17 protein-coding genes are annotated in these 23,610 nt (G+C 35.3%); 7 read left to right on the top strand and 10 right to left on the bottom strand.

Annotation, left to right across the window (positions count from 1 at the left end; all coding sequences use genetic code 11):
- Positions 1 to 59: 59 nt before the first annotated feature.
- From B6A10_RS02875 to B6A10_RS02860, 4 genes are all read right to left on the bottom strand, one after another.
- Positions 60 to 1,841 (bottom strand): hypothetical protein, encoded by a 1,782-nt coding sequence (locus tag B6A10_RS02875; RefSeq protein ID WP_188219637.1) that lies wholly within the window; start codon positions 1,839 to 1,841, stop codon positions 60 to 62.
- Between the two features lie 11 nt (positions 1,842 to 1,852).
- Positions 1,853 to 4,171: a GH92 family glycosyl hydrolase gene (locus B6A10_RS02870; protein ID WP_188219636.1), complete on the bottom strand. Its 2,319-nt coding sequence runs from the start codon at positions 4,169 to 4,171 to the stop codon at positions 1,853 to 1,855.
- A gap of 412 nt (positions 4,172 to 4,583) precedes the next feature.
- Positions 4,584 to 6,224 carry a RagB/SusD family nutrient uptake outer membrane protein gene (locus B6A10_RS02865; protein WP_188219635.1) on the bottom strand — a complete coding sequence of 547 codons (1,641 nt, stop codon included), beginning with the start codon at positions 6,222 to 6,224 and terminating at the stop codon, positions 4,584 to 4,586.
- A gap of 25 nt (positions 6,225 to 6,249) precedes the next feature.
- Complete coding sequence (locus tag B6A10_RS02860) at positions 6,250 to 9,264, bottom strand: SusC/RagA family TonB-linked outer membrane protein (RefSeq protein WP_055093825.1); 3,015 nt, start codon at positions 9,262 to 9,264, stop codon at positions 6,250 to 6,252.
- Positions 9,265 to 9,835: 571 nt separating this feature from the next.
- Between B6A10_RS02860 and B6A10_RS02855 the strand changes: the two genes are divergently transcribed.
- The 3 genes from B6A10_RS02855 to nagB are packed head-to-tail and all read left to right on the top strand — an operon-like array spanning position 9,836 to position 14,269.
- Entirely contained in the window at positions 9,836 to 10,717 is an 882-nt protein-coding gene (locus tag B6A10_RS02855; protein ID WP_055093823.1) for an inositol oxygenase family protein, read from the top strand.
- Positions 10,718 to 10,746: 29 nt separating this feature from the next.
- Positions 10,747 to 12,327: a solute:sodium symporter family transporter gene (locus B6A10_RS02850; RefSeq protein ID WP_055093822.1), complete on the top strand. Its 1,581-nt coding sequence runs from the start codon at positions 10,747 to 10,749 to the stop codon at positions 12,325 to 12,327.
- A 13-nt stretch (positions 12,328 to 12,340) separates the two neighbouring features.
- Positions 12,341 to 14,269 (top strand): glucosamine-6-phosphate deaminase, encoded by a 1,929-nt coding sequence (nagB, locus tag B6A10_RS02845; protein ID WP_055093820.1) that lies wholly within the window; start codon positions 12,341 to 12,343, stop codon positions 14,267 to 14,269.
- Positions 14,270 to 14,442: 173 nt separating this feature from the next.
- Here nagB and B6A10_RS02840 read toward each other — a convergent pair whose 3' ends face one another.
- Positions 14,443 to 15,300, bottom strand: coding sequence for a leucine-rich repeat domain-containing protein (locus B6A10_RS02840; RefSeq protein ID WP_055093818.1), 858 nt, complete (start codon positions 15,298 to 15,300; stop codon positions 14,443 to 14,445).
- 185 nt (positions 15,301 to 15,485) lie between these two features.
- Here B6A10_RS02840 and B6A10_RS02835 point away from each other — a divergent pair, with 185 nt between their 5' ends.
- Entirely contained in the window at positions 15,486 to 15,971 is a 486-nt protein-coding gene (locus B6A10_RS02835) for a DUF1761 domain-containing protein (RefSeq protein WP_055093817.1), read from the top strand.
- Between the two features lie 37 nt (positions 15,972 to 16,008).
- On the opposite strand, the gene B6A10_RS02830 is transcribed toward B6A10_RS02835, so the two are convergent.
- A complete protein-coding gene (locus B6A10_RS02830) occupies positions 16,009 to 16,287 on the bottom strand; it encodes a 4a-hydroxytetrahydrobiopterin dehydratase (protein ID WP_026712276.1) in 279 nt (92 codons plus the stop codon).
- A gap of 96 nt (positions 16,288 to 16,383) precedes the next feature.
- On the opposite strand from B6A10_RS02830, the gene B6A10_RS02825 reads away from it, so the two are divergent.
- Entirely contained in the window at positions 16,384 to 17,538 is a 1,155-nt protein-coding gene (locus tag B6A10_RS02825; RefSeq protein WP_055093814.1) for a peptidogalycan biosysnthesis protein, read from the top strand.
- Here B6A10_RS02825 and B6A10_RS02820 read toward each other — a convergent pair.
- Complete coding sequence (locus tag B6A10_RS02820; protein WP_188219634.1) at positions 17,535 to 18,413, bottom strand: diacylglycerol/lipid kinase family protein; 879 nt, start codon at positions 18,411 to 18,413, stop codon at positions 17,535 to 17,537. The two genes, B6A10_RS02825 and B6A10_RS02820, sit on opposite strands and share 4 nt — an antisense overlap.
- Positions 18,414 to 18,476: 63 nt before the next feature.
- On the opposite strand from B6A10_RS02820, the gene B6A10_RS02815 reads away from it, so the two are divergent.
- Complete coding sequence (locus B6A10_RS02815; RefSeq protein WP_055093810.1) at positions 18,477 to 19,442, top strand: App1 family protein; 966 nt, start codon at positions 18,477 to 18,479, stop codon at positions 19,440 to 19,442.
- Between the two features lie 160 nt (positions 19,443 to 19,602).
- On the opposite strand, the gene B6A10_RS02810 is transcribed toward B6A10_RS02815, so the two are convergent.
- Both B6A10_RS02810 and B6A10_RS02805 read right to left on the bottom strand, forming a co-directional pair.
- Positions 19,603 to 20,001, bottom strand: a complete 399-nt coding sequence (locus tag B6A10_RS02810) for a hypothetical protein (RefSeq protein ID WP_188219633.1) — start codon at positions 19,999 to 20,001, stop codon at positions 19,603 to 19,605.
- 169 nt (positions 20,002 to 20,170) lie between these two features.
- The gene (locus tag B6A10_RS02805; RefSeq protein WP_188219632.1) at positions 20,171 to 22,078 is read right to left on the bottom strand and encodes an ABC-F family ATP-binding cassette domain-containing protein; all 1,908 of its coding nucleotides are present in this window, start codon (positions 22,076 to 22,078) and stop codon (positions 20,171 to 20,173) included.
- A 65-nt stretch (positions 22,079 to 22,143) separates the two neighbouring features.
- On the opposite strand from B6A10_RS02805, the gene B6A10_RS02800 reads away from it, so the two are divergent.
- Positions 22,144 to 22,524, top strand: coding sequence for a DUF983 domain-containing protein (locus tag B6A10_RS02800; protein WP_188219631.1), 381 nt, complete (start codon positions 22,144 to 22,146; stop codon positions 22,522 to 22,524).
- 1 nt (position 22,525) lies between these two features.
- Here the strand turns inward: B6A10_RS02800 and B6A10_RS02795 are convergent, their stop codons facing one another.
- Positions 22,526 to 23,575, bottom strand: a complete 1,050-nt coding sequence (locus B6A10_RS02795; RefSeq protein WP_188219630.1) for an NAD(P)/FAD-dependent oxidoreductase — start codon at positions 23,573 to 23,575, stop codon at positions 22,526 to 22,528.
- Positions 23,576 to 23,610: the final 35 nt, after the last annotated feature.

Genomic DNA, 23,610 nt, shown 5'->3' with positions numbered 1-23,610 from the left:
AACTTAATTTTCGTAAAATTAAGTAAACTTTCTGCAATGCCCGAAGTTTTATTTTATAATTAACCTATGGTCATTTTATGATGAAATGGTGTAAATCCGGTAATATACACATGAACGCCGTCGGTACGTAAAGTTCCCTGATGATAGGTATATTCTTCGCTATCTAAATTATTCACGTTTTGATGTTCGACTAAACCGGGACCTATGCCAATTGTTTCGGTTCCCGTATTTGCTTTGGCAAAACCTGATTTCAGGAAATAATTTCCTTTTTCTCCCAATGTTGCGCCTTCTATTTGAATTCCTTCTTTAAAACACATTTCGATTGTAATTTCTACATTTGGCGGACCATCTACTTTAAAATCCAAATTCAAACTGCCGTTATTTTCTTCTACCTCAATTACTGTACTTTGTGTTTTTACATTACTTGCAACTCTATGTTCAAAATCCATTTTGTTCCAAAATCGTCCGTCTTTCGATTCTGATAATTGATAATCACCATCTGCTTTTTGAAATTCCGGTGCCAAAGGTTGATAATAATCGCCCTGTTTGGTTTCTCTCAAAATGTATTTATTTCCCACTTTTTCAATGCCATCACTGCTGAAATAACCCATTCTGAAAAAGGAAGATGACATTCGCATGTATTTCAAAATGGCATCTCCTTTTCGGTACATCAGGAAATTTGGGTTTGATGATCTTCCTGATACAATCAGAACAGGTTTGTCGTTTCCGCCAAAAAGCGTTATCGATGTATTTCCACATCGGATTCGGGCTAAATTAGAAACCGCAAAAAATTCTTCAAAATCATTTTTAATCTTAGGCTTAAGCAAAATAGCCTGTTGCAATTCCGGATTGGTCATAAATTCTACCAAAGCATCCTGCTCAAAATCAGGAATATTTTCAATAAGATTGACCATATAAGCAAATTTTGGATTTTGAGTATGAATAGCCATATAACGGTATTGCAAGTAAAATTTAGACACCGTAATATTCATAAACTGATCCTGTCTTTTGGAATCTACCGTAACCAAATCGCCATTAGGCTCGGTGTAATAGTAATAAGTCATTAAATTCTTTTGCACGATATCCAACAATTCCGGTTTATTCAGTAATCTTGCCATAGTGATAAAAGCCTTATCAATTACTGCCGAATACACCCCGCTTCGTTCCGAATAATGTCCGTCCTGATTAAGATAAATCCCTTCCGCCAGCCATTGATTGATTCGGTTAATATATCGAACATCCGGATACAACGCATTGATATTTGCTAAAGCTGCACTAACTACCCAACGATGATTAGGAGTATGTACGCCACCGGTAATCATGGCTTCTCCGGCATTTTGAATAAACGTTTTCAGTTTGCTTTTTATATCAATTAAATTCTTTTGTTTGTTTTCTTTTAAAACAGTGGCCGCTGCACAAACAGATTCCAACACAAAAGCCGTATCGGGTGGCGACTGTCTATTTCCTCCGGCATCAACGGTGCCGTCCGGATATTGACCTTTTAACAAAATAGCAGCCGACTGGTTCAAATAGTCAGCTACTTCTGCTGATTTATAAAACTGCGATTCCGGATGAGAAACAGCGGCCGACATCGTCGCAATAGCTCCAGCCAAAGAGCGAAAATTACTTAAACGTACACCGCTATCCAATAGTCCTTTTTGAAGTAATACTTTTACTTTGGTATCATTGTTCAAAAGCAGTTTTTTCATCAAATCGGTATCAATCTTTACTGCCGCAGCACTAAAAAATCCATCATTTGCAAAAACGGAGTCGCTAACCAAAGCACCAAGCAATGACAGACTTCCTAGTTTCAAAAATTCGCTACGACTAAAGGTATTCATACTTATTTCTTTTACTGATTTGACAATGAAAACGGTTTGCTTTCCGGAGTTATCCCCCATGATTTATTGGGCTTATTGCTCATTTCAAAATCTAAAACGCCACCTTCCATAAGAGCAAAATGATCCAAAAAGGTTTTGTTATATTCCACCCCGTTAAAAGTGATTTTTTGAATATAATTTTTCCCTGAAGAAGCTCCTTTAGCATTAATAATTAGTTTTTTACCATTTCCTAAACTCAGGGTAATTTTGTCAAAATGTGGTCCCGAAATCACATATTGTGGTACGGAAGGCGCCACCGGATAAAAACCTAAAGCTGCAAAAACATACCAAGCCGACATTTGTCCGGCATCATCATTACCGCTTAATCCGCCTACCGCATTGCTGTATTCCGTTTCCATAATTTTCGTGACCAATTCCTGTGTTTTCCAAGGCTGACCTGAATAATTATACAAAAACGGAATTTGGTGTCCCGGTTCATTTCCATGCCAATATTGTCCCGCGGCATGGAAACGATCCAGGTTGGCATTAAACCCATTCTCCCCTCCCATTAAATTCATTAATCCTTTGATATCCTGAGGAACATACCAGGTATATTGGTACGGAGTCCCTTCGGTGATGTACGGTTTTCGGACAAACTTGTCAAAATCTTTCGTAAAAGTCCCATTCGCAAAACGACCTCTCACGCAGGAATCTGTTCCACTGAAAACATTTTTATAATTCAATGCTCTTTTTTTCAACAAATTTGCATGCAAAGTATCGCCTCGTTTGGCGGCAATTTGCGAAAGCGCAAAATCATCAAAAGCATATTCTAATGTTCTTGAAACCTGTTCTCCCTTATGAAAAGATTCTAAAACTTCATCTTCCAAAGGAACATAGCCATATTTTAAATAAGATTCTATGGCACGACGCCCTTTTCCATTCACATAATCGGTATGATTCTCCGGAGAATGAAAAGCATTTTGCAATAAATATTGGTATTCTTTATCTGAAATTTCAATGTTATTTTTCAAATACGCATCGGCAATAGCCGCAATAGCATGGTCTCCAATCATCGCCGAAGTATAACTGTTCCAGCAGGGAAAAATAGGCATCCATCCGCCCTGTTCCGCCATTGCAAACAAACTTTTCATCATTTGTCCATTGGTTTCCGGAGTCAGCAAATTGAACAACGGAAGTGAAGAACGGTAAATATCCCACATCGAAAAATCGGTAAAATAATCCTGATTGCCACTGTTCATCAATTGTGTTCCACCGTTGAAACTCACATAAGTTCCATCGACATCGTTAAAAGTTCTGGGCTGTAAATAACTGTGATACATGGCCGTGTAAAACTTTACTTTTTCATCCTCATTAGTTCCCTCTACTTTTACTTTGGAAAGCAAATTTTCCCAAGTTTCCTTCAAATTATCTTTTGCCTGAGCAAAGTCTACGCCTTTAGTTTCCGCTTGCAGATTTTTACGGGCTTGTTCGATACTGGTGAAAGAAGTTCCAATTTTTGCTTCGATAGTTTCTCCTTTTTCGACCATAAAAGAAATGTAAGCCCCAATATTTTCCTGATTAGAAATTTGAGTATTTCCTGCAAGTATTTTTTCATTTTGATAAACACCATATTTGCTGGATTTTTTGCTTAATTGCACCACAAAATAGCCGCTAAAACCGGCTTTCTCCCCCCAACCCTGATAAATTTTATGCACCGGATTGTAACCGGTAATTTCGTTTTTATCAGCATTAATTTGAACAAAACCTTCTCCTTCATCACTATTTGGATTCACAATAATATGTGCCTCACCAGAATTTTCAAAAGTAAACTGAAACAAACCGCAACGTTTGGTTGCCGTCATATTCACATCAATCGCATAATCGGCTAAAGTAACATGGTAATTATACGGACTTGCTTTTTCGGTATCGTGAGAAAAATGAGAAGCCCGATCGTCTGCCTGACATTTTAGTTTTCCCGAAATTGGCATAATGGTCATACTTCCGTAATCCTGAACACAGGAACCACTGAGCCAATGACTCCCTCTAAAACCGGAAATTTTGGTATCGGTATAATAATAAGGTGCAATACATTTGGTTTCGGTTGCCTTAGTTTGCGGCGTCCAATTGGTCATCCCAAAAGGGACGGTTACATAAGGCACCACCTGAGCATTATTCTCTTTTTCATCTTCGCCATGTTGTAAAGCGCTCACCGTTGTTGATGGCGCCGTCCCAATTAAAGGATTAACCAAAACGGCATAATCGCTTTTTTTAGGTTTTATGGAACAGGAAAAATTAAATACTACAAACGAAACGATTAGTAATCTGTAAATGAATAAACGGAATAAATCCATATTTTTATATTTTGTATGATGCCAAATAGTGATTTTAAAACACCAAGTCTCTATTTGTCAAAATGAATTGCGACTTTAAGATTCTATTTTGTGGTTTTGATTTGTATAAAAAAATTTCGAATGAAATAAAAAATCCTGTACCCAACCGGAATAGATTAAACGGATAGAAGTTTCTTTTTACGCTTTTTTAAACAGTTGGATTTTTTATTACAAACACAAAAAATGCAACTATTGAAACAGCCCCGGAATAAGTCTAAAAAAGTAATCTAAATCAGAAAGTGTGTAATAGGAATTAAATCAAAAAAGAAAGATTTTTTTTAAGAAGAAAAGAGAAGAAGACTGTAGCTTCTTCTCCTTTCAAAGGCAAATAAATCACCAACCAACTTAACAATAAACAATCTATAAACTAATCCTATTTTCCATTAGGATAATTCGGATTTTGAACAAGAGCAGGATTTAACGTTAAAGCTCCTGTAGGAATTGGGAAAAGTCTGTGTTTTATATCAGCATCTGTTTTGAATCCCCAAGACCCTTCAAATTTTCCAAAACGGATCATGTCATTTCTGTGCCATGCTTCGTGAGCAAATTCACGACATCTTTCTTCATAAAGAGTTTGTAAAGTAACACTTCCCCAAGGAGTTGATGTAGTACGGTTACTTCTAACTGTATTCACTAATAAAAGTGGAGTATCTCCTAGAGTAGCCGAACCACCTCTTAGTATTGCTTCAGCTTTCATTAAAAGAATATCTGAATATCTTAAAAATGGCACATCATTGTTTTGATTTCTATTAGTTGATCCCGCATCCGGATAGAACTTAATGTTTCGGTATCCCATGTTCCAGGCAATTTCGTCATTACCAACATCAAAAGACCCTATAAGATTTGCAGGTATCCCTCTATACGTAATTGCTTTTGACAATTCTACCTGATAAGTATAAGTAGCACCTCCATCTGAACCTGTATAGTATTCATCGTACCCTTTTTTAGTTGTAGTGACCATTACAGGAGTAACACCATCTGCTAAATATTGTTTACCTGTTAACCATTGCTTGTTACGGATATCATTAGCATCATTTTCAAAATTAGCATAGAATTCAGGCAAAGTACTTCTGGGTGCTGAAGGTGTAAATGAAAGTCCAAATTTAGCACGTAAAGAACGAGGCACATCATAACGGGCATGATACATATTACCATTGAAACCAACTGTAGAAGCCGTAGGATCATAAGGAACTGCAAAAATGAATTCTTTCATTTGCGGTCCATTATTTGGGTAAAACATTTGAAGATAAGTGCTTCTTCCTTCGATTGCATAGAGTCCTGATTTTATAACCTCATCACAGGCTGCAATACAGTCATTATAACGTTGTGTTCCTGTGTATACTTCAGCATTCAAATACATTTTAGCTAATAATGCATTGGCTGTTTGCTTATTTGGTCTACCATAAGTTGTAACACCTGAAGCAGCACTTAGATTAGGAATAGCATCTTTCAATTCTTTTTCAATAAATTCAAAGACTTCCTTTCTGGTCGATTTTGGACGAGAAGTAAAGTCACCATAATCTGTATAGATTGGCACATCTCCATAACTGTCCATCATCATAAAATAAGCAATAGCACGCATGGTTTTTATCTCAGCCATCATGGTATTTTTCTCAGTACCTTCCGGCATAGCTGCATCTAAAATTGAGATAGTCTGATTGCTTATTCCTATCACTTTAGATGTCCAATCCCAAAGACTCCCTACAATACCATTATCAGCAGTCCAATCATGAAAATGCATGGCAATATAATTTCTACCATCAAACCAGTTTCCTCCTCTGGCAGGCATAATAGCTTCATCTGTTGATAAAGATTGTGTCCACCACCAGGCAAATGAATATTCACCTCTAAAGGCTGCATAAACTGGCCCAGCAGTTTGAACGTATTGAGTAGAATTTTGAGGGAATACATCCGGTGTTAATTGAGTGGTAATTGGTACATCCAGATTATCACAGGACCATAATAAACCAATACTTAATATTGGTAAACTAAAATATTTAAATATCTTTTTCATAGTATTTTTTAATTACAATTAATTCTTAGAAACTTGCTTTTAAACCAAATAAAACTGTTCTTGTTTTTGGATAAAAGTTATTTGAATCTACACCTGGAGCAGTACCACCTTGCTCTACCTCTGGATCAATTCCTGTATATTTAGTAATTACGAATAAGTTATTTACAGTGCTATAAATACGTAAGCTCTTAATATATTTATGAATTTGCGGGAAATTATATCCTAAAGTAGCATTGTCTAAACGTATGTAACTTCCGTCTTCAATAAATCTTGTTGAGTATTTAAAAGAATTCAAATCATTTGGAGATTCATTCGCAGCATCTACTAAAATATTGGTTGTCATAGCAGTCGCTGGTCTGAATAAATCGGCACGGGTAGCATTGAAAATTTTGTTACCAAATACTCCACGAATGAAAATATTCAAATCAAAATTTTTGTATTTAAAATCATTAGACCATCCTAATAATAATTTAGGTTGTGCACTTCCGGCATAATGATAATCTGTCCCAATGGCAGGTGTAGTTGTTAAACTTCCGTCTTTTGCAACATACTGAGATATTCCATTAGCATCTTTTCCTGCATATTGTAAAGTAAAAAATTGTCCAAGTGGTTTTCCTTCTTTGAAAATCTGTAAAGTACTTCCAGTTTGACCTCCTCCGTCTGGTTGAACACGACGAATAGAATCACCTCCAATGAAAAACGGATTAGTTAATTTTGTAATCTCATTTTTATTGTGAGATGCATTCATTCCTGTAGACCAGGTAAAGTTTTTAGTTTGTACAGGAGTAGCATTTAAACTTACCTCAATTCCTTTGTTAGACATACTTCCTCCGTTTGCAACAATAGATCCAATTGGTACAAGAACCGGATTCACACTATAACTGGTAATCATTCCAGTTGTTTTCTTGTCATATACATCAACAGAACCAGACAATTTTCCTTTTAATACTGTAAAATCAAGACCTAAGTTAGCAGTTGACGTTTTTTCCCATTGTAGATCAGGGTTAGCAGCCTGGTTAGGGCCATACGCTCCTACTTGTTGTCCATTATAGTAATAAGTTCCTAAACTTCCAGAGATAAATTGTGCAGTATAAGCATTAAACCCTGAAGAGTTACCTGTTACCCCGTAACTAGCTCGTAATTTCAAATCATCAAAAACTTTTTGGTTAGCCATAAAACCTTCTTTGTCAACTCTCCATGCACCTCCAATTGAAGGGAAATATCCCCATCTGTTATTAGCACCAAACACTGAACCACCATCTCTTCTGATTGATCCCTGAATTAAATATTTATCATTGTAGTTGTAATTCAAACGGAAGAAATCAGAAATTAAACGTGTTTTTTGATATATTGTACTACTTCCAAAATCAACTTTATATCCGGATACTGATGTATAATTACTCAAAGCCAGATTGTTATAACTAACATTATCTACCGGAAAGTTAGTTGTTGTAGCCTGAAATCCGTCTCCCAAAGTGTTTTCCTGCCAAGAATAACCTAACACCGCATTAATTTTATGATTACCAAATGTTTTATCCCAGGTAAGGAAACTTTCAACAATATTATTTGTATCAGTATAGGTATTTCTTAATGCTGATCCATTAACTCCAAAATTAATTAAAGTATGCGTTGCTGGTGGATCAGGATTGTTATAAAAGTTGGCACTATTATATTGTTGGTAATAACTATCATAAAATTCTCCATGCAATGTAGTTGATTTTTGATAAGCTAAATTCAAATTGTATTTTAACCCAAAAGGCAATTTAATTTCAGTAGTAAAACTTCCAACCAAATTACTTGTTTTAGTATCATCATCCCCATGATTGATTAAAGCAACAGGGTTAAAATATCCGGTACTATTAAAATTCTCAAAATAAGTTCCATCAGGGTTTTTAACAGGCGAAACCGGTAAGTGATTAACAGCCTGCAAAAGAACTGTATTACGCTGTGCTACATTATTTGAATTTGTATTCGAATTAGAAATATTTAATCCAAACTTCACATTATCATCAAAAGCATATTGCTCAATTGCAAGATGTGCAATTACACGCTTAAAATTACTCGATAAGATAACTCCTTCTCTATTAAGAGTTGTTAAACTTGCCATATAATTTCCATGTTCTCCACCTCCACTTAAAGATAAGTTGTGACTTGTAGAAAGAGCTCCTGAACGCAAAATTGCTTTTTGCCAGTTTGTATTAGCTCCTTTATCATTCTCAGGAGTAAAAGAAAGATTGTTTTTATCAACAAATGCTCTTAATTGCGAAGCATTCATCATATCCAATTGATTAGAAACTTTCTCAAATCCAACATAAGAACTATAACTAATTTGTGCTTTCTCTTTACTACCTTTTTTAGTAGTTACCATAATAACTCCATTAGCAGCACGGTTACCATAAATAGCTGTAGCAGCAGCATCTTTAAGTACATCAATTGTGGCAATATCATCTGGTGAAACCAAAGAAATATCAACTCCGGGAACTCCGTCTACTACATAAAATGGTCCTTGTGAACTATTTAATGTAGAAGCTCCACGTAATACTACAGAAGCTTTACGGTTAGGATCACCACTAGCAGAGATGTTTAAACCTGATGCCTTTCCTTGTAATAACTGACCAACATCACTAATAGCTCCACGGTTTAAAGCTTCTGCTTTTACAGATGTTACAGCACTGGTTAAGTTTTTACGGGAACTTTTTCCATATCCAACAACAACAACCTGTTCCAAATTATTAGCACCTGAAACTAATTTAATTGTCATGTTAGACTTAGAACCACTTAATTTTATACTCTGATCGGCATAACCTACAAAGGAAACTACTATAACAGCATTTGGCTTAGAAACATCAATTCTGAATTTCCCATCAAAATCTGTCATAACTCCATTTTTCGTTCCGCTTTCTACAACATTAGCACCCGGCAATGGCATATTTTGGTCATCTACCACCTTACCAGAAACTTGCGTTTTTTGCGCCCACGAATTAATTGAAAACGCTATCAGAAAAAATAACGCCAATAATTTGAATTTGGTTTTTTTCATTTTAATTAGAATTAGTTAATAATTTTATGGTAAAATTAACAGTTCGATTCCTGTTCGAAATGGACAAATCAGTCAAAAACATATAAAATTCAATCAATTTACCTTAAAAAAAGTGCACCAAAAATACATTTTACACTTTTAAAAGCTTATTTTATTGAGTTATCGCCAATAAAAACCTTATTTAAGCACATTTTTACATATTCATCAACGCAAAAAGCTTCTAACACTATTTAAGTTAATTTTTTAGCAGTTTTTTTAACAGCAAAAACAAAACTAAGCCTCATTAAAGCAACTTTATACCTATTATATAATAATAAGTACCAACCTAAACTCAGCTGTTTCAAATCTTCACTTCAAAAACTACTCTGACAAACATCAAAAAATCAAAAAACAACTTTTTGATATAGACAATACAATTTATTAGCTAAAAAATTATCAATATGAAAAATTCATCCATGTTTTTGAAGCATATATCCATTTTAAAAAAAGTACATCTGCTTAATTTTGAATATCGCTAACAATCTAGCTATTAACACACTAAAAAATATTTATCACTAAAAAAATAAACCATATGAAAAATACCTATGCCTCCGACAAATTCAACAATCCAATGCATCAAATTGACGATTGGGAAGAAAATCTAATCGAACGCTATCCTGATCCGGCAGTTGAGACAAAAGAAAAAGAGGAATTCCGTAACTATGTCGATTCTGAAAGAGTAGAAACCGTTAGAGAATTTTACAGAATCAACCATACGTATCAAACCTATGATTTTGTATGTGAGAAAGAAAAGGAGTTTTTAAAATTTGACCGTAAAGAAATGTCGCTTTGGGAAGCAGTTGATTTCCTTAATACTTTAGTTGACGACAGTGATCCGGATATCGATTTGGATCAGTTTCAGCATTTATTACAAACTTCAGAAGCCATTCGCGCCGACGGTCATCCGGATTGGTTTGTGCTAACAGGATTTTTACATGACATTGGAAAAGTATTATGTTTATTTGGCGAGCCACAATGGGCTGTTGTTGGCGATACTTTCCCTGTTGGATGCCAATTTTCAGATAAAATTGTATATCCGGAGTTTTTTGCCGCTAATCCGGACAGCACTAACGAAAAGTACAATACCAAATACGGTGTGTATGCACCAAACTGCGGCCTAGACAAAGTGAAAATGAGTTGGGGTCACGATGAATATTTGTATCAAATCATGAAGGATTATCTTCCGGAACCAGCTTTATACATGATTCGTTACCATTCTTTTTACTCACAACACAGAGAGAATGCTTACACGCATTTAATGACCCAACACGATATTGAAATGTTTGAATGGGTAAAAAAATTCAATCCTTATGATTTATACACCAAAGCACCTGTAAAACCAGATTCAAAAGCTTTAAGACCTTATTATGAAGAATTAGTTGCCAAATATTTACCGGCAAAATTAAAATTCTAAAACGATTCCTAATTTAATATCCTTTTGAAATGTTATATACCTATTTAGGCTTTTTTGGATTCACGCTCCTAGTCATTTTTTACACCAGCTTTAAACTCCGAAAAGATAAGCTTGACACTTCAAATGGCTATTTTTTGGCTGGAAAAAGTTTAACCGCTCCTATCATTGCCGGATCGATGATTCTTACGAATATTTCGACCGAACATTTAATCGGGATGAACGGCAGCTCGTATAAAAACGGAATCATCGTTATTGCCTGGGAAGTCACCTCGGCAATAGCGCTGGTTATCGCGGCAATTTTTATCATTCCGCGGTTTTTAAAAATGAAACTCACCACCATTCCGGAATTTCTGGAAAAAAGATTTGACTCGCAAATTCGTTCCATAGTTGCTTTTTTATTAATGAGTTCCTTTGTGGTCACTTTACTCCCTATTGTATTGTATTCCGGAGCCATCAACATCGAAAGTATTTTCGACTTTTCCACAATGTTTTCCATTTCTAAAGAAGAATCTTTGGTTTATACTGTTTTGGTTATCGGAGTTATTGGCTCTCTGTATGCTATTTTTGGCGGATTGAAAGCAGTAGCTTTCTCCGACACACTCAACGGAATCGGATTAATGCTGGGCGGACTTTTGGTTCCGGCAATTGCGCTGTACCAAATTGGAAAAGGAAATATTTTAGACGGTGTAAACACTGTTTATCATTTTGCTCCTAAAAAATTTGACATTATAGGGAGCGAAGATTCTGTATTGCCGTTTTCTACCCTTTTTACCGGATTAATGATTAACCAAATTTATTTTTGGGGAATGAACCAAACGATTATCCAAAGAGCTTTTGGCGCCAAAAATCTGGTAGAAGCTCAAAAAGGATTAATTTATACAGGCGTTTTTAAATTATTAATGCCTTTGATAATTGTGCTTCCGGGATTGATTGGTTTCTATTATTTTCAGGAACAACATTATGACAAACCCGATTTAATCTATCCGCTTTTGGTTAAAAAAGTTTTACCAACTTACCTCTACGGTTTTTTTGCAGCGGTAATTTTAGGCGCAGTTTTAAGTACTTTTAACAGCGTATTAAATTCGGCCAGTACAATTTTTTGCATGGATATTTATAAAAAAACATTCAATCCAAATGTTTCCGATAAAAAACTGGTGTATTACGGCAAAATTTCATCGCTGGTTTTAGCGGTCTTATCCATTTCGGTAGCACCTTTAGTTGCTTATGCACCTTCCGGACTCTATTTTCTTTTACAGGAATTAAACGGAATCTTCTTTATCCCGATTTCATCCATATTAGTCGCAGGATTATTTTTTAAACAAATCAATGCCACGGGTGCAAAAGCCGGATTATTTTTTGGCTTTGTATTCTACATTTTAACCTCGTTTGTATTACACCTCAACATTCATTTTGTACATTTATGGGGAATCGAATTTGTACTGAATTTCATCATTATGTTTATGGTTTCAAAATATTATGTTAGTTCAAAATCAAATTTGGTATATGAAGAAGAATTAGCCAAAAACCAAGAGAAATCCTGGCCTGCCATGAATCTCGCCGGAAGTGTTTTGGTAATCTTAACGGTATTAATTTACATTATGCTCTCTTAAAATAAAACTCACAATGATAAAAAGCAGTATCGATAAAGCCACCGGTTTTGAAAAAAGATTCGAAAACATCAATACCGTGGTCTTTGAAAATTCAAAAACAGCTTCTATAGCTGTAGCGCATGAAATTGCAGCATTAATCAGAGCCAAACAGGAGCTGAACGAAAGCTGTGTACTGGGGCTTGCTACCGGTTCTTCACCAAAAGGATTGTATGCGGAACTGGTGCGAATGCACAAAGAAGAAGGACTAAGTTTTAAAAATGTAATTACTTTCAATCTGGACGAATATTACCCAATGGAACCGGATTCCATCAATAGTTATGTCCGATTCATGAAAGAGTTATTACTCGATCAGGTAGATATTTCACCTGAAAATTATCATATTCCGGACGGCACTTTGTCCAAAGAAGCCATTCAGGAATATTGCGCTCAATATGAAGAAAAAATTGAAGCCTTGGGCGGCATCGATTTACAAATTCTCGGAATTGGAGGAAATGGTCATATCGGATTTAACGAATCAGGTTCGTTGCAAAACTCCAAAACCAGACTAGTTGCCTTAGACCACATCACCAGAGTCGCTGCCAGCAAAGATTTTTCAGGATTAAACAATACACCGAGAACTGCTATTACCCTTGGCGTAAAAAAAATCATGGAAGCCAAGAGAGTCATTCTCTTAGCCTGGGGAGAAGGAAAATCCAATATTGTAAAAGCCTCTGCCGAAGGAACTGTTACCAATCAGGTTCCTGCCTCATTTTTACAGGAACATAACGATGCTGTTTTTGTTTTAGACAAAGAAGCTGCTTCAAAACTAACCCGCATCAACAAACCCTGGTTAGTTGAAAAAATTGTCTGGACTGATAAGTTAACTCGAAAAGCGGTTTTAGGAATGGCTTTAGAATTGAAAAAGCCTATTCTGCGTCTTACCGATGCTGATTATATCGAAAACGGAATGAGCGATTTACTGGCCGATTTAGGTCCTGCCTACAACATCAATATTGCCATTTTCAACAAATTACAGCATACCATTACCGGATGGCCGGGTGGAAAACCCAATGCCGAAGATTCTAATCGTCCGGAACGCGCACTGCCGGCTCAAAAAAGAGTTCTTATTTTTAGTCCACATCCGGATGACGACATCATTAGTATGGGAGGCACTTTTATGCGTCTGCACGAACAGGGTCATGAAGTTCATGTAGCCTATCAAACTTCCGGAAATATTGCAGTTGCCGATAGCGAAGCCGAGCGTTTTGCACGCTTTGTATGCGATTACAATGAAAAATTTGACATCAATAGTCCGGAAGCAAATTCGATTTACCAAAAAGCACATGACTTTTTAAACAACAAAAAAAACAGCCAGATTGACATTCCTGAAGTCCGCTACTTAAAAGGGTTGATTCGAAAAGGAGAGGCACGTGCTACGGCTCATTTTGTAGGTTTAAATGACGAGCAAATCCATTTTATGAACCTTCCTTTTTACGAAACCGGAACGATCGAAAAGAAACCAATAGGCAAGATTGACATCCAATTAACCATGGACTTGATTGAAAAAATCAAACCTCACCAAATTTATGCCGCCGGAGATTTGGCTGATCCTCATGGAACACACAAAGTTTGCTTAGACGCTATTTTTGAAGCTGTTAAAAACCTGAAAGATAAAGATTTCATGAAAGACTGCTGGATTTGGTTGTACAGAGGCGCCTGGCAGGAATGGGGAATGGACGAAATTGAAATGGCCGTACCAATGAGTCCGGATCAGGTTTTAGCCAAAAGACACGGAATTTTCAAACATCAATCTCAAAAAGACGGTGTGGTTTTTCAGGGAACCGATGCCAGAGAGTTTTGGCAAAGAGCCGAAGACAGAAATAAAGAAACAGCCGAATTGTATGACCAGCTTGGTCTGTCCAATTACGCTGCTATGGAAGCCTTTGTAAGGTGGAAATTCTAAATTAATACCCCTATTTAGTTTTTTTTTAAAAAGCTGTGCGAGTTCTTATGAATTCTCACAGCTTTTTTTAAAACAAAAAAACCTGTGAACGTGCCTTCACAGGTTTTCAAACACTAAACTTATTATAAAACTAACTCAATAAAAAAACAATTTTCTAACCAAAAAAAATTATTCTATTCCTCAGACACAATCGGTCTTTTATCAACGTCAATAGCTACATTCATTAAATAAGCCACACCTTTATCGTTAATCATTGTCATATTAAGCGTGTCCAGCATAGCCAGTTTACGACTCACCAATCCGCTGAATTTATTATAAGAAATATTCATTTCCTTTAAATTATTCAAGTTTTCAATAGACAATGGAACCTGGCCGGTAAAATTATTTTCAAACAAACTGAAATTTGTCAATTCAGTCAAATTAGCTATATCCATACTTACCGTTCCGCTCAGTTTATTACTGTTCAACAAAACCGTTTTCAATGCTTTCATTTGATAAAATGAAGCCGGAATTTCGCCTTGAATTTCATTATTAAAAACCGCTAAAGTTTCCAGATTTTGCAAATTTCCAATCGCAGAAGGCAATTCACCCGTAAGTCGGTTCATGTACAATTCTAACGTTTTCAGATTCGTCAGATCACAAATGGAAGCCGGAATAGTTTCTGATAAACTATTGAATGATAAGTCTAAAACTCTCAATGCAGTCAAATTCCCCAAACTTGCCGGAATGCTTCCGGAAAGATGATTTTTATGCAGATTTAACTCCTGCAAATTTTTCAAATCTCCTAATTCATTTGGAATTTGCCCTTCCAGATTATTATCCTGCAAATCCAAAGCAACCACCTGATTATTTACCACTTTCACTCCTGCCCAGGAAGTCATTGGCTGAGATAAATCCCATTTCAATTTCCACTGAGCTCCATGAGTAGCCTCATATAATTTTACCAGAATTTCTTTGTCCGAAAGTGCCACATTAGCCATCATAGAAAATGATGTCAATAGTATTAAGAATGAAGTAAAAATATTTTTCATAACTCCCACATTTGATTTACAGGATTAAAAATAACAAAAAATTCGATTAAAATACAAAAATAATCGACGAAATGCATTTTTTAATTGTTTTACAAACAAATATTCTTACAAAAAAAAAAAAAAAGAAATCGAAGCTGTAATTATTTTTTAGTTATATTTGAATTTCTAACCAAAAACCAAACAACATGGAAATCAACTTTTTAGCTCTTATTGTAGCTGCCCTGTCCACATTAGTAATTGGATTTATCTGGTACAACCCAAAAGTTTTCGGTACCGCCTGGATGAAAGAATCCGGATTAACCGAAGAAAAAATGAAAGGAGCCAATATGGCGGCCATTTTTATCATGGCAGTTTTCTTTGCTTTTTTAATTGCGCTGATTTTACAGTCTTTAACCATTCACCAAACCGGTGCTTACAGCATGATTGGCGGTGGCGGAGCAGTGGATATCAAACCTTCTTACACTGCCTTTATGGCCGATTACGGAACCGCTTTTCGAACCTTCAAACACGGTGCCTTACACGGTTTTATAACAGGGCTTTTCTTTGCGTTCCCCATGATTGCTACCAATGCTCTATTTGAAAGAAAAAGTTGGAAATATACTTTTATCAACAGCGGTTATTGGACTGTTTGTTTTATGATTATGGGTGGAATTATCTGTGCCTGGCAATAAAAAAATGCCTCTCTTAATCATTTTAAGAGAGGCATTTTTACGACAATTTATCAATAGCCTTAGCCAAATCAAAATCTTTAAACGTTACTCCATTAGCATCATGGGTTGACAAGCGGAGCGTGACTTTATTGTACACATTAAAAAGTTCAGGATGATGATTGTGTTTCTCAGCCAATAAACCTACCTGAACCATAAAAGCCAGTGCCTGATTAAAGTTTTTAAACTCAAAATTTTTCTCAATGCCGTCTTTTAGAAAAACCCAGTTTTTCAATTCCTGCAAAAGAGATTCAGCTGTTTGTTCATTATACGTTTCCATAATTTTTCTTTTTATATAAAATTAGTTATTTTGATTCTTTTAACATGCTATTCCGGTTAAAATAGTACCTTCGCTATCGATTAATCCCTTACCAATTTGGAATCAGGCTTTTCTTTTAAAATATACGACAAGATTCAGTATCTTCCTGAAGAATGGGATCATCTTGCCCGGAAAAATATTTTTCTTTCGCGTAGTTACCTGAAAATCTTAGAAACGGCTGCTCCTGAAAATATGAGCTGTCGGTTTATTGCTTTATTCCATCAAAAAGAACTCATTGGCATTGCCGTTTCACAATTTTTAGATTTAAGTCAGATTCCTTCTTTTGGCGAAAGAGACCATTGTTTGCGAACTAAAATCAGAAATTTTGTTTTCAAAAGATTTGGCTCCAGAGTTTTAATCATTGGCAACAATATGCTTACAGGACAAAATGGAATTGCATTCAATAAACATATTTCCAAAAAAACAGCCTTAAGCGTATTAAAAAAAGCAACAAATGCTTTAGAACATTACTATCAAAAACAAGGAAAACAACCTCATTTGACTATTTTCAAAGATTTTTCGGGAAGCCAAATTCAACATTTTGAGCTTCCGGAATTCAGTTCCTTTTATCGTTTTTCAACTCAACCCAATATGATTTTTGACATTCGGGATTCCTGGCATAGTTTTGACGATTATTTGGCGAATTTGAACAAAAAATACAGAGATCACTACAAAAGAGCCCGAAAAAAAGCTTCCGGATTACACAAACAAAAGATGAGTCTGGAAGAGATTCAAAAACATCAGGAACGCATTCACGAACTCTATATGAATGTAGCTCAAAAAGCACCCTTCAACACCTTTTATCTGGGCGAGAATCATTTTGAAATTTTCAAAAAGAACCTAAAAGATCACTTTCTTTTTTACGGCTATTTTCACAACAACGAATTAATTGGCTTCAATACCCTGATTAAAAACGGAGTGGATATTGACACTTATTTTTTGGGTTATGACGAAAAGTACCAAAAAGAAACCCTGTTGTATTTAAACATGTTGTACGACATGATTGGCTATTCGGTAAACAAAAAATACAAGCGAATTATTTTTGCCCGAACAGCCTTAGAAATCAAAAGTTCGGTAGGTGCAAAAGCAGTGGATATGTATGGACTCATCCGGCACAACAATCCGTTTTTAAATTTATTTGTTGCCAAAACTTTTCATTATTTTGAACCCAAACTGGAATGGCAGGAAAGAAATCCTTTTAAAGAAAATTAAACCCGAGCGACCGCAATTTTTAATTTTTTGGAAGAAATGCGAACATCAAGATTGCTTTCTTTTCCACAAAATTCGCCGTCAATTTGAAAACTTACCGGACGGTCAATTGAAATTTGTGCTTTATCCGTTGAAATAATGACAACGTCCTGCATAATAGTTTGAATTTTTCCCATCACAATTTTGCAAAAAATATAAAACGTGATTCGCTTCAAAATAACCAATTCTAATTTCCCATCACTCATAATTCCGATAGGATTAATTGTTACTCCGGTACCGTATTTTTGAGAATTCGCAATTACTAGCATTCGCGCTCTGGTTTCTATCAACTCCTGATTGGTTTTAATGCGCACTAAAAACGATTTTTCGGCATGCCATAAAGTATTAAAAACCTGTAAAGCATAACCTAATTTACCTCTTATCGCGCTCTTATCGTAATTTTTAATCAATTCGGCATTCAAACCCAAATCACTCAAATGCAAACACATTCGGTCGTTAATGGTAATATAATCGATACTTACGTGATGATTTTGAAAAGCAATAGCAATATATTCTTCTTCAGACAACATCAACCCCAAATCGGTAGCCAAACCGTTAGAAGAGCCCACCGGCAAAATTCCAAAAACCACTTCTTTGTCTTCCAGTGCTTCGGCAACCAATTTAATGGTTCCATCACCACCGGCAATTAGAACTCTTTCCGGACGATGCAAAGCATAAAATTCCCGAATTGCCTGCAAATCATTGATTCCGGAAGTTTCATAACAATACAACGTAAGCTTTAAAAAACGGGCATAATGCGACACCTGCTCTATTAAAGCCGCTTTATCAATCCCGCCGGAAACAGGATTCACCACCAGTATCACATTATTTTTGAGCATTTTACTTCATATTTATTTTAAAATTAGTTAAATTTAGAATACGCTACAAAAGAAAATCTACCTATGAAACCTATTATAAAATTGTATCGGGGTTATGCCAATGAGCAGGAATTGATTGTAATGGGACATGTTTTTTTGCCAACCAAAAAAGTAGAATACGATTTTCAGGATAAAAACTTTAAAAATGCGAGTTCCATTATCGGGATGTACCGCATGAAAACCTGGGCAAATGCTGATATTTATTTAAAACACCACCAAAATACCATTCACACCCGAACCTTAAATGACGGCTATTTTAAATTCTGTATTCCGTTAAATCAGGACGATTACGGCTGGGTGGAATATGAGGTAAGTTTGAATTACCAAGGAAAAACAATAGCAGCTCAGGAATGCTACATTCGCCCCAAAGTGGATCATTTAGGCATCATTTCGGATATTGATGACACTTTTTTGGTTTCTTATACTTTAAATCCCTTAAGAAAGTTGTATCATCTTTTGTTTAGAAACGTTAACCGACGTAAAATTTTCGATGATGTAACAGTGCATTATCAGGCTTTGAGCCAGTCCGGTCGTGAAGACCACAAGGAGCTGAATACCTTTTTTTATGTTTCCAGCAGTGAATGGAACCTCTACCGTTTTATTGTAAAATTTACCGAAATTCACCAATTGCCCAAAGCGGTTTTATTACTAAAAGATATTAAAACCAGTTTGTCGCAGTTTTTCTGGACTGGCCGCGGCGGACACAATCATAAATTTGAAAAAATCAAACATATTTTGGAATTTTATCCTAATCTAAAATATGTTCTTATAGGAGATGATTCACAGGAAGATCCATTTTTATACGAGGCTATTGCTAAAATTTTCCCGTTGACGATTCAGGCTATTTATATCCGACAAACTGCCAAAGAGAAAAAAAACAAAGTGATTAAAACACTTCAAAACTTAGAAAGTCTTTCAGTTGAAGTTTGTTATTTTAAGAAAAGTAAAGAAGCCATAGCGCATTCTAAGAAAATTGGGTTGATTGAATAAACCGTAAAATCATTAAGTTCTACTAAATTTTAATCCACGAAACTTTAACTCAAATCCCTAATAATTAGACACTGTAATTTCTTTAATTATAAATTCATTATAATATTTTTTTTCTTCAGCTGTCCAATTACCATTATTTTTTCTTAATAGTTCATTACTTCTACCTGATGGCAATGGTGTTTCCCATGTAACATAAAATAATAAAGGATTTTCTTTTTTTAATATTTTTTTTGTTTACCTGATTTCTATTGTATGGGCTAAACCCTAAGGCAGGAATTAAATTCACATTTCTAGGTAAAGAAGTAAAAAGATAATAATTGATAGGTAATTCTAAATCATTTAAGAGTACATTTAAAGGCTTACCTATATAATAATTCTGGTTTTTTGTATTGAAATTTATTAACAAATACTTTAAAGTATCTCCCTTAAAGTATCTGAATTCTTTATAATTTGGATTTTTTGCAATTGAAACAACGCTATTTTCTGATGAGGTTCTCAACTTCTGCATTGACTTACAAGCTGAGATACCAATTAAAAATATAATCATAATTTTTTTCATCACTAATCTTTTTAAAGTTTATCCAAAATCAACAGCAATTTAAACAAAAACAATTTGTAAAACTATTTTTATTTTTCTTGATGTAAATAATTTAAAATATATACAATTAAAAAAGCGTTTAGTATTTGTCCAATACTAAACGCTTTTATTTTATTATATTTTTAGAAATTTACAAATTATCAATCTCTTCCTGAACCAATTCCCAATCGATTAATAATTGATCTAAATCTTCTTTCTTTTTGTTGTAAGCCTTAAAGAAAGCAGCATCTTCAATGTGCTTGTCATAATTTGAAGCCAACATTTTATCGTCGTTTTGGATGTCTTTTTCCAACTGACTGATCTGGCTTTCAATTTTACTCAAACGGTTTTGTAACGTTTTGCCTTTTTTTTGGTCTTCGTAAGATACTTTCTTATTCTCTTTAGGAGCTGCGGTTTTCACCACTTCTTTTTTCTCTACCTCACGCATATTTTCCATATTGCGCTGTTCCAGAAAAAAGTTGATATCTCCTAAATATTCTTTTATTTTTTGGTCTTTAAATTCGTAAACAATGTTAGACATTCCCTGAAGAAAATCCCTGTCGTGTGAAACCAGCAATAAAGTTCCACCAAATTTCTGCAAAGCGGCTTTCAACACATTTTTAGACTTAATATCCAAGTGGTTGGTAGGCTCATCCATTAGCAAAACATTGATCGGCTGCAACAACAATTTACATAAAGCCAAACGGTTTCTTTCACCACCTGAAAGCACTTTTACCTTTTTCTCTACATCATCGCCACGGAATAAGAACGAACCTAACATATCACGCACTTTGGAACGATTGGTGTCGGTAGCGGCATCTTCCATGGTTTGTAACAAGGTAATTTCTCCGTCCAAATATTCCGCCTGATTTTGGGCAAAATAACCCAACTGTACATTATGCCCTAATTTAATGGTTCCGTCATAATCAAATTCGTTTACCAAAGCTTTAATAAAAGTCGATTTTCCCTGACCATTTTGTCCTACAAAAGCAATCTTACTTCCACGTTCCACTAACAGCGAAATATCTTTTAATATGGTTTTATCACCATACGCTTTGGTTACATTTTCGGCTTCAATAACCACTTTTCCAGGTTCTTTTGAAACCGGAAACGAAATATTCATCACCGAATTATCGTCTTCATCGACTTCAATTCGCTCTACTTTATCCAGTTTTTTAATAAGTGATTGTGCCATCGAAGATTTGGTAGCACTATAACGGAATCTGTCAATCAGTTTTTGAGTTTCTTCAATTTTTTTGGCTTGGTTTTTTTGTGTTGCCAATTGCTTTTCACGAAGTTCCTGACGCAATACCAAATATTGCGAATACGGTTTGTTGAAATCGTAAGCCTTTCCTAGTGAAATTTCGATAGTTCTGTTCGTCACATTATCCAAAAACATTTTATCGTGCGAAACAATCACCACAACTCCAGGATAATTGCGCAGGAAGTTCTCCAGCCAAATAATACTTTCGATATCCAAGTGGTTGGTAGGCTCATCCAGTAATAGGACATCATTATTTTGCAATAATAATTTAGCCAACTCGATACGCATACGCCATCCGCCCGAAAAAGTCTCCGTTTGATTATTGAAAACCTCTCTTTTGAAACCTAATCCTAAAAGAATTTTCTCAGTATCTCCTACATAATTATAACCTCCTAATAAATCAAAACGATGGGTATAATCAGAAAGATCTTCAATGATTTTGGAATATTCTTCACTTTCATAATCGGTTCTGGTAACCAATTGATGATTGATTTCTTCCAGCTTTTTCTCTACAATTTTGATTTCGGTAAAAGCTTCATAAGCTTCTTCGAGAACAGTTCTTCCTCTTTCAAAATCTATATCCTGACGCAAGAATCCCATTTTGATATCTTTCTCCTGAGAAATCACTCCCGAGTCCGGAGCAAAATCTCCGGCTAACATTTTAAGCATGGTGGACTTTCCTGCACCATTTTTCCCAACCAAACCGACTCTGTCTCCGGCGCCTAAACGAAATGTAACTTCTTCAAATAAATAAGTACCTCCAAATGAAACCGATAAATTGTGTATATTAAGCATATTTTGTGACTAATGTTACAATGGTAATTTCCTAAAAAATGTACCTTTGATAAAAATTTTTGCAAATGTTAAAAAAAGGATCCAAACTAAATAGTATTTTAACAGGAACTTGCCCGAAATGTCAAAACGAAAGCATGTATTTGGACAAAAATCCCTACCATCTGTCTAATGTTTTAAAAATGCATGAAAAATGTTCGCATTGTGGTCTAACCTATCAAATTGAACCTTCGTTTTTTTACGGCGCCATGTATGTAAGCTATGGCGTAAATGTGGCTATTGGAATAGCCGCTTTTATCATTTCTTATGTATTTTGCGGAGCTTCTATGAAAACATCTTTCATAGCTATTGTTGCCACACTTATTATTTTAGGCCCAATGGTACTGAGGTGGTCCAGAAATATCTACATCAACATGTTCGTGCATTACGACACCAATTTCAAAGCATAAATTATTTTTTTCGCTTTTGAAAACGAAGTATATCAATTTCTTTATCCAAAGGAATTCCTTTTTCGATATTTTCATATAAGGCTTTAGCCATTGCCGGTCCTAACATCACGCCTCTGGTTCCTAAACCATTTAAAACATGAATCGAGCCGCTATCAGGGTGCGTACCAACAATTGGTCGTCGATCACGAACAGTGGGGCGCACTCCGGCAAAATGAGAGACAATTTCGAATTCACAATTAATAATTTCTTTGATTCGATCAACTAATTCCTGTTTTCCTTCTTCGGTAGGCAAATCGGTTTTGTCTTTCCAATTGTAAGTTGCACCTACTTTATACAAATCGCTCCCCAAAGGAAGAATAAAAACGGAGGTATTTACAATGACATCCAAATCTAAATCGGGGGCTTTGATAATGAAAAGCTCTCCTTTGGTTCCGTCTAAGGGCAAATGTTTGAAAAAAGGATTCGCGTGCATACCAAAACCTTCCGCGAAGATGATATGCCTGGCTTCGACATTTTTGTATCGAATACTGTTTCCTAAAACTTCCAGGGCATCATAATCGAAAGTTTCCTGCTGCAACAGCTTTTCAGCCAGAAGATAATTTTTATACTGCTCCAATAAAGACGCTGTATCCACATAACCGGTATGCAATACTTCGCCATAATTAAAAGGAGAATCGATACCGGCGTATTTTTTGGTGATAATAGTTGTTGATAAAAATGGTGCTAAAGCAGGTTTATCCGAAGCAGCAAACCAATTATTTTGTTCTTCAATGGAAAAAAATTTGCGAAGAATAGGTTTTTTAAAATCGACTTTAACGGCTATTTTTTGTTCCAAATTAGTATAAAAGACGTTCATTAGCTCCAATTGCGCTTTTGCCTGCCAAACTTCACTAAAACGCTTTAAAATAACCGGATTGTATAAGCCTCCGGCTATTTTAGAAGAATTCTGAGATTCATCATTTACCACCAAAATACTTTTTTGATTAGCCAAAGCAATTTCAGAAAACGAAATTCCGGCCAATCCACAACCTACAATCAGATAATCAATCATACAATTTGAATAAAGTACAAAAATAGAAAAAAGCC

Source organism: Flavobacterium pokkalii, from assembly GCF_014596575.1.
GTDB classification, from domain to species: Bacteria; Bacteroidota; Bacteroidia; order Flavobacteriales; family Flavobacteriaceae; genus Flavobacterium; species Flavobacterium pokkalii.
Note: the sequence above shows the minus strand (reverse complement) of the source record. Positions and strands in the feature narration are given on the sequence as shown.